General features: G+C 61.4%; 11 protein-coding genes. All 11 read left to right on the top strand.

What is annotated here, in order from left to right:
- The first annotated feature begins 10 nt into the window (after positions 1-10).
- Entirely contained in the window at positions 11-826 is an 816-nt protein-coding gene (locus tag F753_RS44620; RefSeq protein ID WP_031298282.1) for a CbbQ/NirQ/NorQ/GpvN family protein, read from the top strand.
- A 3-nt stretch (positions 827-829) separates the two neighbouring features.
- Positions 830-1,852 (top strand): hypothetical protein, encoded by a 1,023-nt coding sequence (locus F753_RS44615; RefSeq protein ID WP_023446636.1) that lies wholly within the window; start codon positions 830-832, stop codon positions 1,850-1,852.
- On the top strand, positions 1,822-2,232 hold the full coding sequence (locus F753_RS49315; protein WP_023446635.1) for a multicopper oxidase domain-containing protein: 411 nt from the start codon (positions 1,822-1,824) through the stop codon (positions 2,230-2,232). The genes F753_RS44615 and F753_RS49315 overlap by 31 nt, the downstream gene beginning before the upstream one ends.
- 44 nt (positions 2,233-2,276) lie before the next feature.
- A complete protein-coding gene (locus F753_RS50210; protein ID WP_015277086.1) occupies positions 2,277-2,402 on the top strand; it encodes a hypothetical protein in 126 nt (41 codons plus the stop codon).
- Between the two features lie 9 nt (positions 2,403-2,411).
- Positions 2,412-3,263 (top strand): c-type cytochrome, encoded by an 852-nt coding sequence (locus F753_RS44605; protein WP_023445815.1) that lies wholly within the window; start codon positions 2,412-2,414, stop codon positions 3,261-3,263.
- A 45-nt stretch (positions 3,264-3,308) separates the two neighbouring features.
- The gene (locus F753_RS44600) at positions 3,309-4,676 is read left to right on the top strand and encodes a cbb3-type cytochrome c oxidase subunit I (RefSeq protein ID WP_023446634.1); all 1,368 of its coding nucleotides are present in this window, start codon (positions 3,309-3,311) and stop codon (positions 4,674-4,676) included.
- Positions 4,673-5,488, top strand: a complete 816-nt coding sequence (locus tag F753_RS44595; protein WP_031298281.1) for a CbbQ/NirQ/NorQ/GpvN family protein — start codon at positions 4,673-4,675, stop codon at positions 5,486-5,488. The genes F753_RS44600 and F753_RS44595 overlap by 4 nt, the downstream gene beginning before the upstream one ends.
- A 3-nt stretch (positions 5,489-5,491) precedes the next feature.
- Positions 5,492-7,510 (top strand): nitric oxide reductase activation protein NorD, encoded by a 2,019-nt coding sequence (locus F753_RS44590; protein WP_023446633.1) that lies wholly within the window; start codon positions 5,492-5,494, stop codon positions 7,508-7,510.
- A 178-nt stretch (positions 7,511-7,688) separates the two neighbouring features.
- Positions 7,689-8,999 (top strand): trigger factor, encoded by a 1,311-nt coding sequence (tig, locus tag F753_RS44585; protein ID WP_031298279.1) that lies wholly within the window; start codon positions 7,689-7,691, stop codon positions 8,997-8,999.
- 89 nt (positions 9,000-9,088) lie between these two features.
- Positions 9,089-9,727, top strand: coding sequence for an ATP-dependent Clp endopeptidase proteolytic subunit ClpP (gene clpP, locus F753_RS44580; RefSeq protein WP_031298278.1), 639 nt, complete (start codon positions 9,089-9,091; stop codon positions 9,725-9,727).
- Between the two features lie 97 nt (positions 9,728-9,824).
- On the top strand, positions 9,825-11,105 hold the full coding sequence (clpX, locus tag F753_RS44575) for an ATP-dependent Clp protease ATP-binding subunit ClpX (protein ID WP_014820283.1): 1,281 nt from the start codon (positions 9,825-9,827) through the stop codon (positions 11,103-11,105).
- Positions 11,106-11,182: the final 77 nt, after the last annotated feature.

The following is an 11,182-nucleotide window of genomic DNA, read 5'->3' as shown; positions in this document are numbered from 1 at the left end:
ACCCCCCGACGTGACGTTCCCCAAATCCCCGCCACTGGCGAAAGCAAGTGAGGGGGAGCCGTTCTACGTACCGTGCGCCAATGAAGTCGCGATGTTCGAGCGCTGCCATGCGCGTGGCTTGGCAGTCATGCTCAAAGGGCCGACCGGCTGTGGCAAGACCCGCTTCGTCGAACATATGGCCTGGAAACTGGACCGGCCACTGATCACGGTGGCTTGCCACGATGATCTGTCGGCCAGCGACCTGATCGGGCGTTTCCTTATTCGCCATGACGGTACCGTCTGGCAGGATGGCCCTCTCACCCGCGCCGTGCGTGAGGGGGCCATCTGCTATCTGGATGAAGTCGTCGAGGCGCGCCAGGATACCGTGGTCGTCTTGCATGCCTTGACCGATCACCGGCGCCTGCTGCCAATCGACAAGACCGGTGAATTGCTGATGGCTGCGCCGGGCTTCCAGTTGGTGATCTCCTACAACCCGGGCTACCAGCGCATGCTCAAGGATCTCAAACCGAGCACACGTCAGCGCTTCGTGGCCATGGATCTGGATTTCCCGGGCGAAGATGCGGAGGCGAAGATCGTCGAGCGCGAGAGTGGTGTCGACGCACCGACTTCGCGTGCCCTGGTCACGCTGGCCCGCAGGCTGCGAGCGCTGCGGGACCGCGGCCTGGCCGAGGTGCCGAGTACTCGTCTGCTGATCGCCGCGGGTGCACTCTGCGTCGATGGCATACCCGTTCGGGAAGCGTGCCTGGCGGCAATCGTCTCGCCACTTTCGGACGACGAGGCCCTGGTCGGAGCGATGCGCGATCTGGTCGACGGAACCTTCATCTAGACCATGGCCGAAGCCGAGGAGGTTCTTACCGACGCTGCGCGGCATGCCACGGTCTTCGTCCAGCGCCTATGGCGTCGCTACAGTCCTGCGCCGGACGCACCGGCAAGTCTATCGTTGAGCGAGGTGGCGGAGCGTTTGGAACTGCTGCTGTCGGCGGTGTTCGGCAACAGCTATCGGCTGCGCATCGCCCAGCCGCCGGCGCGCCCGACCTTGCTGGGCAACTGGTTCGGCCGCACGCCCAGGCCGCAGCGATTGGCGGCAGTACCGGGAACCGATGGCACAAGCATCTGGCTTCCTCGCTCGTTGGATATCCCTGATCGAGCACTGGCGGCGAATCTCTACAAAGTGATGGCCTTGCAGCAGGCAATGCGCATCCGCCGCGGTAGTGCACTGAGTCTCTGGCGCAGCCTCCCGCCACTTGCCGGGGCGCTGTACCACCTACTTGAAGTCCAAGCGGCCGAGCGTGAACTGCTGGAGGAAATGCCAGGGTTTGCTGAATCGGTGCGGGCATTGCGGGCCTGTGCACACGCACGTCGGCCACCGCTGAGTGCATTCGGTTCGGCACGACGCCCCCTGGAGGCTCGCGTGCGTGCATTGCTGATTGGCGAAGCTGATTGTGTTCCGCAGTCACCTACGCCTGAAGCGTCGTGCGAGCTGGCCGTGCGATTGTTGGCTGAATGGGGGCTGGAACCTGCCTCTGGAGGACGCATCGGTCAGGAGCCGCTCTTCGCTGATTGGTGGACCGGCATGCTGTTGGCACCTTCGACGCACCATCAACACTCCGCCGGCGCTCAGAGTCCGTTCGACCCCACTCAGGCAGCGCCGCAGAGCGTGCGCCTCGAGCGACGCCCCGACATTCGCCAGGCGAGCCCCGATGAGGATGAATCGGAGGAAAGCGGACCGCTGATGATCCAGCTGGACGAGCCACATCCCCACGCTGAGGACCCGATGGGCTTGCAGCGGGGGCACGCGGCCTGCACGAGTTCTCGCTGGACATGCTGCTGGGTGAAACGCCGCAGCACATGATGTTCAACGGCGCGACCGATGCGCTGACCAAGACTCACAAGATGGAAGTCAACGCAGGCGACAGCGTGCGCATCTTCTTCGGAGTCGGTGGCCCCAACCTGATCTCCAGCTTTCACGTCATCGGTGAAATCTTCGACAAGGTCTTCGACCAGGCTTCGCTGACCAGCCCGCCGCTGACGGATGTGCAGACGACCCTCGTACCTGCCGGCGGAGCGACCATGGTCGAGTTCGTCGCGGATTACCCGGGCAGATACATCCTCGTTGATCACGCCCTGTCGCGCGCCGAGAAAGGCCTGAGCGGTGTGCTGACGGTGAAGGGCGACGCGGATTCCTCGATCTTCTCCAGCCCCGAACCGATCGATCCGCACTCCGGGCACTGAGCGCGGTTTGCTTATACGGCAGCTAACGCTGCGAAGGAGAAAGCATGCAGGCTCGAAAGCTCTACGGCCCGTTGAAGATCCTGAGTGTGGTCGTGCTGGCGCTGATGTTCGGCGCGATGCTCTATGCATTCACGATGACGCTCATTCACTGGACAGGCATCAATGTCTGAGGGCACGCCATGAACAACCGTCAAGCGAGGCTCTTCGCGATTGCTGCAACCGGTGTGGCGACGCTCGTGTTCATCGGGCTGACGGTGGATAGCCACCGGCAGTTCCCCAAGCTGACCAATGCCGACAGCATCACGGCGGAGGTCAAGCACGGGATGGATGTCTGGCACAAATACAACTGCATCAACTGCCACACGCTGTTCGGCGAGGGCGCGTACTACGCGCCCGATCTGACGAAGATCACCCAGCATCGCGGCGAGCCGTATCTGAAGGCTTATATGCGCGATCCCTCGAAGTTCTACGACGAGAAGATCCATCGGCGTCTGATGCCGAAACAGGACCTGGCCGAAGACGAAATCAGTGACCTGATCGCCTTTCTCGACTGGGTCAGCAAGGTGGACAACCAGGGCTGGCCGCCGCGACCGATCCTGGTGACCGGCAGTTTCGTGCCGGGTGCAGACACACTGAAGACTGGCGGCGAGCAGCGCAGTGATTTACCGCCTGGTGCCCGGCCGGTGGATGCCGGGGATGACGAGCGCGCGCTGGGTGAGCAGGTTTTCCGAGGCGCAGTGCCTGCCTGCAATGCCTGCCACTCCACCGCACCCGGCGCTGATATGGCTGGCCCCACGCTCGCCGGTATTGCAACTCGGGCGGCGGCTATCGTCGCGGCGCCCGACTACCAAGGGCAGGCGCAGGATGCGCGCGGCTATATCCGCGAGTCGATCGTGTCACCCAGCGCGCACATCGTTCCCGGCGCGATGTATTCGGCAGACGGCACCTCGTTCATGCCGACCGGTTACGACGGCAGCCTGACGGATGAGCAGATCGATCAGCTGACGGCCTATCTCGAAACGCTCAAGTGACACGACGGCCAAGCCGACCCACGTTCGCCTCAAGGGGAAACTACGATGCGCTATCAGTCCCAATCGGTCGCCTACTGGTACTTCGCGGTCGCGATGGTGTTGTTCGGCCTGCAGCTGGTGTTCGGCCTGCTCTCGGCAACCAAGTACATCGGGCCGGACCCGCTGTTGTATATCCTGCCTTTCGATGTGACCAAGGTGATTCACACCAACCTGCTGATCGTCTGGGTACTGACCGGCTTCATGGGGGCGACCTACTGGATGATTCCGGAAGAGTCGCGCGCCGAGCTGCATAGCACCAAGCTGGCCTATGTACAGCTGGTGCTTTGGACGCTGATGGGCGTCACGGCGATCATCGGCTACCTGTTCCGATACGGCACCGGCAACAAACTGCTCGAGCAGCCGTTGCCGCACAAGATCGTCATCGTCATCTGCATGCTGATCTTCCTCTACAACATCGGCATGACGATCCGCAAAGCGGGGCGTTTCACCACGACCGAAGCAGTGTTGATGATCGGCTTTGTCAGTGCCGCACTCCTGTACTTGCCGGCGTTGCTGCATTACGAGAACTACACGGTTTCCATTTTCTATCGCTGGTGGACGATTCATCTGTGGGTCGAGGGCGTCTGGATGATGATCATGGGCGGCTTCCTGGCCTACCTGCTGATCCGCTTGTCCGGTGCGGATCGGGAAGTCATGGAGAAATGGCTGTACGTGATCGTCGGCCTGGTGTTTCTCGCCGGCATCCTCGGCACGGCGCACCACTATTACTGGGTCGGCGTACCCACTTACTGGCTGCCCATTGGCGGGTTTTTCAGCGCGCTTGAGCCGCTCGCGCTCGTCGGCATGGCCGCCTATGCCTACGGCGCCATGCGCCGCTCGGGGCTGGCGCACCCGAATACGCTGGCGTTGCACTGGACGATCGGCAGTGCGCTGTTCTCCCTGTTCGGTGCCGGGCTACTGGGATTGGCTCATACCTGGCCGAGCGTCAACAAGTGGACCCATGGCACGTTAATCACCGCGATGCACGGCCATGCCGCGTTCTACGGTGCCTACGCAATGATCGTCATGGCGATGATCAGCTATGCCTTGCCATCGCTGACTGCCGGACGACGGGAGCAGGGCACGGCGCTGGGCTACTGGGCGTTCTGGCTGCAAATCACCGGCATGTTCGGCATGACGCTGTCGTTTGCCACCGCAGGCATTGCGCAGGTCTATCTGGAGCGAATCATGGGCATGGGCTATCTGGATGCACAGCTGAAGATTCAGATCCATTTCGTGATGCTCATTGCCACCGCGTCGCTGTTCACCGTGGGCGTTGCCCTGTTCATCTACGACTTCTTCCGCTACACGCCACGCTTCGTCCTGGATGATACGGAGCCGGTGCTTGCAGAGAGGGAGGTACACCCGACGTGACGTTGCCCGAATACCCGCCACTGGCGAAAGCAAGTGAGGGGGAGCCGTTCTACGTACCGTGCGCCAATGAAGTCGCGATGTTCGAGCGCTGCCATGCGCGTGGCTTGGCAGTCATGCTCAAAGGGCCGACCGGCTGTGGCAAGACCCGCTTCGTCGAACATATGGCCTGGAAACTGGACCGGCCACTGATCACGGTGGCTTGCCACGATGATCTGTCGGCCAGCGACCTGATCGGGCGTTTCCTTATTCGCCATGACGGTACCGTCTGGCAGGATGGCCCTCTCACCCGCGCCGTGCGTGAGGGGGCCATCTGCTATCTGGATGAAGTCGTCGAGGCGCGCCAGGATACCGTGGTCGTCTTGCATGCCTTGACCGATCACCGGCGCCTGCTGCCAATCGACAAGACCGGTGAATTGCTGATGGCTGCGCCGGGCTTCCAGTTGGTGATCTCCTACAACCCGGGCTACCAGCGCATGCTCAAGGATCTCAAACCGAGCACACGTCAGCGCTTCGTGGCCATGGATCTGGATTTCCCGGGCGAAGATGCGGAGGCGAAGATCGTCGAGCGCGAGAGTGGTGTCGACGCACCGACTTCGCGTGCCCTGGTCACGCTGGCCCGCAGGCTGCGAGCGCTGCGGGACCGCGGCCTGGCCGAGGTGCCGAGTACTCGTCTGCTGATCGCCGCGGGTGCACTCTGCGTCGATGGCATACCCGTTCGGGAAGCGTGCCTGGCGGCAATCGTCTCGCCACTTTCGGACGACGAGGCCCTGGTCGGAGCGATGCGCGATCTGGTCGACGGAACCTTCATCTAGACCATGGCCGAAGCCGAGGAGGTTCTTACCGACGCTGCGCGGCATGCCACGGTCTTCGTCCAGCGCCTATGGCGTCGCTACAGTCCTGCGCCGGACGCACCGGCAAGTCTATCGTTGAGCGAGGTGGCGGAGCGTTTGGAACTGCTGCTGTCGGCGGTGTTCGGCAACAGCTATCGGCTGCGCATCGCCCAGCCGCCGGCGCGCCCGACCTTGCTGGGCAACTGGTTCGGCCGCACGCCCAGGCCGCAGCGATTGGCGGCAGTACCGGGAACCGATGGCACAAGCATCTGGCTTCCTCGCTCGTTGGATATCCCTGATCGAGCACTGGCGGCGAATCTCTACAAAGTGATGGCCTTGCAGCAGGCAATGCGCATCCGCCGCGGTAGTGCACTGAGTCTCTGGCGCAGCCTCCCGCCACTTGCCGGGGCGCTGTACCACCTACTTGAAGTCCAAGCGGCCGAGCGTGAACTGCTGGAGGAAATGCCAGGGTTTGCTGAATCGGTGCGGGCATTGCGGGCCTGTGCACACGCACGTCGGCCACCGCTGAGTGCATTCGGTTCGGCACGACGCCCCCTGGAGGCTCGCGTGCGTGCATTGCTGATTGGCGAAGCTGATTGTGTTCCGCAGTCACCTACGCCTGAAGCGTCGTGCGAGCTGGCCGTGCGATTGTTGGCTGAATGGGGGCTGGAACCTGCCTCTGGAGGACGCATCGGTCAGGAGCCGCTCTTCGCTGATTGGTGGACCGGCATGCTGTTGGCACCTTCGACGCACCATCAACACTCCGCCGGCGCTCAGAGTCCGTTCGACCCCACTCAGGCAGCGCCGCAGAGCGTGCGCCTCGAGCGACGCCCCGACATTCGCCAGGCGAGCCCCGATGAGGATGAATCGGAGGAAAGCGGACCGCTGATGATCCAGCTGGACGAGCCACATCCCCACGCTGAGGACCCGATGGGCTTGCAGCGGCCCATCGATCGGGACGATGCGGATGCGGAGCTGTTCGGTGAAATGCTCGGCGATCTTCCTCAGGCGCGTTTGGTGGCGTCACCAGGGCAACCCAAAGAGGTGTTGCTGGCTGATGATCCTCCGGATGCCTTTGCTATCGCGCTTGCGCCCGTCGTTTCGGCCCTGCAGCGAGGCATCGCCTATCCCGAATGGGACTACCGCAGGCAGCATTACCGCGAGCAGAACGCCCTCGTGCAGGTACGCACGGCCCCGCCGGGTAATCCAGCCTGGGTAGCGGAAACGCTCGAGTCCCATCAGGGATTGCTCGAGGGGATTCGCCGCCGCTTCGAATTGCTGCGCACCCATCGGGCCTGGTTGCGCGGTCAGGTCGATGGCGATGAGCTGGACCTGGATGCCTATGTGGATGCGGTTGCGAATCTGCGGGCTGGCAGCGGGCTGACCGATCGTCTGTACCGCAGGCAGCGTTGCGCGGAGCGGAACCTGGCCATCCTGCTGCTCATCGATGTCAGCGGATCGACGGACAGCTGGATATCCCAGGGGCGACGCGTGATAGACGTCGAGCGCGAAGCCTTGTTGCTGGTCAGCATCGCGCTGCAGAGCCTGGGTGCGCCCTATGCGATTGAGGCATTCTCAGGGCAGGGCAGGGAGGCGGTGGTGGTCCGCGATATCAAAACCTTCGAGGAGGCTTATGGCCAGGAGGTAGCGCTACGCATAGCGTCGTTGGAGCCGGAGCATTACACCCGCTGCGGCGCGGCGATCCGTCACGCCAGCGCCAATCTCATGCGCCAGCCGGCGGCCCGTCGACTGCTGCTGGTGTTGTCCGATGGAAAGCCTAGCGACAACGATGACTACGAAGGGCGATACGGAGTCGAGGACACCCGCCAGGCGGTTCTGGAAGCCGTGCTGCAAGGTATATCGCCGTTCTGCCTGACCATCGACCGGCAGGCCAGCGCCTACCTGCCGCGCATATTTGGCGCAACCCGTTATGCACTGTTACCACGCCCTGAGCTCCTGCCTACCGTTCTACTCGACTGGATGAAGCGTCTGGTGCAGGGATAGTTGGCCAGCATATGTCCTCGATTTTCGGCTGGGCTGACGTAAGTAGTGATTCGCCGGGCGCGGCTCGGCTTTTGCTCGGCGCGACGGGCAGGGTGACTTATGTCAATCGAGCCACTAGAATGCTTGCCCATTCTGGGGCCGGAACGCCCGGCTTATGTCTGTGCAACGAGGAAAATCCATGCAAGTTTCTGTTGAAAGCACCTCCGCTCTTGAGCGCCGCATGACCATCGGCGTGCCGGTCGAGCGCATCGAGACCGAAGTCAACAAGCGTCTGCAACAGACCGCCAGCCGTGCCAAGATCCCTGGTTTCCGTCCCGGCAAAGTGCCGATGAGCGTGATCCGTCAGCGTTACGAAGAAGCCGCCCGTCAGGAAGCGCTGGGCGATCTGATCCAGTCGACATTCTATGAAGCCGTCGTTGCCGAGAAGCTGAACCCGGCCGGCGCACCGTCCGTCGAGCCTAAAGTGTTCGAAAAGGGCAAGGATCTGGAATACGTCGCCACCTTCGAAGTGTTCCCCGAGTTCGAAGTGGCCGGTTTCGAGGCCATCGAGATCGAGCGTCTGCAGGCCGAAGTCGCCGATGCCGACGTCGACAACATGCTGGAAATCCTGCGCAAGCAGAACACCCGTTTCGAGAACGTCGAGCGCGCTGCCGAGAGCGGCGACCAGCTGACCATCGATTTCGTCGGCAAGATTGACGGTGAGACCTTCGCTGGCGGTTCGGCCAAGGGCACTCAGCTGGTGCTGGGCTCCGGTCGCATGATTCCTGGTTTCGAAGACGCGCTCGTTGGCGCCAAGGCCGGCGAAGAGCGCGTGATCAACCCGACCTTCCCCGAGGACTACCAGAACCTCGACCTGGCCGGCAAGACTGCCGAGTTCACCGTCACCGTGAATGCCGTCGCCGCTCCGCAACTGCCCGAGCTGAATGACGAGTTCTTCGCCCAGTTCGGCGTGCAGGAAGGTGGCGTCGAAGGCTTCCGTGCTGAAGTGAAAAAGAACATGGAGCGCGAGCTGCGTCAGGCCATCAAGACCAAGGTGAAGAATCAGGTCATGGAAGGGCTGGTCGCTGGCAACCCGATCGAGGTGCCCAAGGCGCTGATCGACAATGAAGTGAACCGTCTGCGCGTGCAGGCCGTTCAGCAGTTTGGCGGCAACATCAGGCCCGAGCAGCTGCCGGCCGACCTTTTCCAGGAGCAGGCCAAGCGCCGCGTTGTTCTGGGTCTGATCGTGGCCGAGGTGGTCAAGCAGAAGGAGCTCAAGCCTGATGAGGCCCGCGTTCGCGAGCTGATCGAGGAAATGGCCTCGGCCTACCAGGAGCCGGAGCAGGTCGTCGCCTGGTACTACAAGAACGCCGAGCAGTTGAACGAAGTTCGCTCGGTTGTGCTCGAAGAGCAAGTTGTAGATACTGTCCTGCAGCAGGCTAAAGTGACCGATAAGTCGGTCTCCTACGAAGAAGCTGTCAAGCCTGCGGAAGCCCCGCAAGCAGCCTGATTTCTTCATATATTCGAGTGCACAAACATAAGCCAGCCTCGTGCTGGCTTATGTCTTTTGAGGCATGACATAGGGAGTATCGTTGGAACATGTCCCGCAATCCTTTTATGCAAGTTCCGGACATTCAGGCCGCCGGTGGCCTGGTCCCGATGGTGATCGAGCAGTCCGCTCGCGGCGAGCGCGCCTATGACATTTATTCCCGACTCCTCAAGGAGCGGGTGATTTTCATGGTCGGCCAGGTCGAAGACTACATGGCCAACCTGATCGTCGCGCAGATGCTGTTCCTCGAGGCCGAAAATCCCGAGAAAGACATTCACCTGTACATCAACTCCCCGGGCGGCTCGGTGACTGCAGGCATGTCGATTTACGACACCATGCAGTTCATCAAGCCGGATGTGTCGACCATCTGCATCGGCCAGGCCTGTTCCATGGGGGCTCTGTTGTTGACTGGTGGCACCGCGGGCAAGCGTTACTGCCTGCCGCATTCGCGGATGATGATCCACCAGCCGCTGGGCGGCTTCCAGGGTCAGGCTTCGGATATCGAGATCCACGCACGTGAGATTCTGACCATCCGCGAGCGTCTGAACAAAGTACTGGCTCACCATACCGGTCAGCCGATGGAAGTGATTGCCCGCGATACCGACCGCGATAACTTCATGAGCGGTGAAGACGCCGTCAAGTACGGCTTGATCGACCAGGTTCTTACCCAGCGCCAACTGGCGGTCTGATCCCTGCAGCCTGCGATATGTGGCTGCTCCGTGGGCTTGAAAAAGCCCACGATTGCCTTCATCTTGTGTTTCAAGCCTTCCCGATTGGATCGATCGAATGACTGACACCCGCAACGGCGAGGACTCCGGCAAACTGCTCTATTGCTCTTTTTGCGGCAAAAGCCAGCATGAAGTACGCAAGTTGATCGCCGGGCCCTCCGTTTTCATCTGCGACGAGTGCGTCGACCTGTGCAACGACATCATCCGCGAGGAGGTGCAGGAAGCGCAGACCGAGAGCAACGCGCACAAACTGCCTGCGCCGAAGGAGATCAGCGGCATTCTCGACCAGTACGTCATTGGTCAGGAGCGCGCCAAGAAGATCCTGGCGGTGGCCGTTTACAACCACTACAAGCGCTTGAACCAACGCGACAAGAAAGAAGAAGTCGAGTTGGGCAAGAGCAACATTCTGCTGATCGGTCCAACCGGCTCGGGCAAGACGTTGCTGGCCGAAACGCTGGCACGCCTGCTCAATGTGCCCTTCACCATCGCCGATGCCACTACCCTCACCGAGGCGGGCTATGTGGGCGAGGATGTCGAGAACATTATCCAGAAGCTTTTGCAGAAGTGCGATTACGACGTTGAGAAGGCCCAGATGGGCATCGTCTACATCGACGAAATCGACAAGATATCCCGCAAATCCGATAACCCGTCGATTACTCGGGACGTATCCGGTGAAGGCGTGCAGCAGGCACTGCTGAAGCTGATCGAGGGCACCGTTGCGTCCGTCCCGCCACAGGGTGGTCGCAAGCATCCGCAGCAGGAATTCCTGCAAGTGGATACGCGCAACATCCTGTTCATCTGCGGTGGTGCGTTTGCCGGTTTGGAGAAGGTCATCCAGGGTCGTTCAACTCAGGGTGGTATCGGCTTCAATGCCGAGGTTCGCAGTAAGGACCCGGGCAAGAAGATCGGCGAGGCGTTGCGCGCCGTGGAGCCTGATGATCTGGTTAAGTTCGGCCTGATTCCTGAGTTCGTTGGCCGTCTGCCGGTGATCGCGACGCTCGATGAACTCGATGAGGCTGCGTTGATCCAGATTCTGACCGAGCCGAAGAATGCGTTGACCAAGCAGTACGCCAAGCTCTTCGAGCTCGAAGGTGTGGATCTGGAGTTCCGTCCGGATGCACTCAAGGCAGTCGCTTCGCGCGCTCTTGAGCGCAAGACCGGCGCACGTGGTCTGCGTTCGATTCTTGAAGGTGTGTTGCTCGACACGATGTACGAGATTCCTTCGCAGAAGGAGGTCAGCAAGGTTGTCATCGATGAAAGCGTGATCGAAGGCACATCTCAGCCGTTGCTGATTTACGAGAACACCGAGCCGCCAGCCAAGGCGGCGCCTGAGGCGTAATCGAACAAAGGGGCCTGCGGGCCCCTTTGCATTTGGTCCGCCGCCTTGTTTTTTACGGTGTGTGCCCTCATCTTTGT

It is taken from the genome of Stutzerimonas chloritidismutans AW-1 (genome assembly GCF_000495915.1).
Lineage (GTDB): Bacteria > Pseudomonadota > Gammaproteobacteria > Pseudomonadales > Pseudomonadaceae > Stutzerimonas > Stutzerimonas chloritidismutans.
The sequence above is the reverse complement of the archived record's forward strand: the minus strand, read 5'-3'. Positions and strand labels throughout refer to the sequence as shown.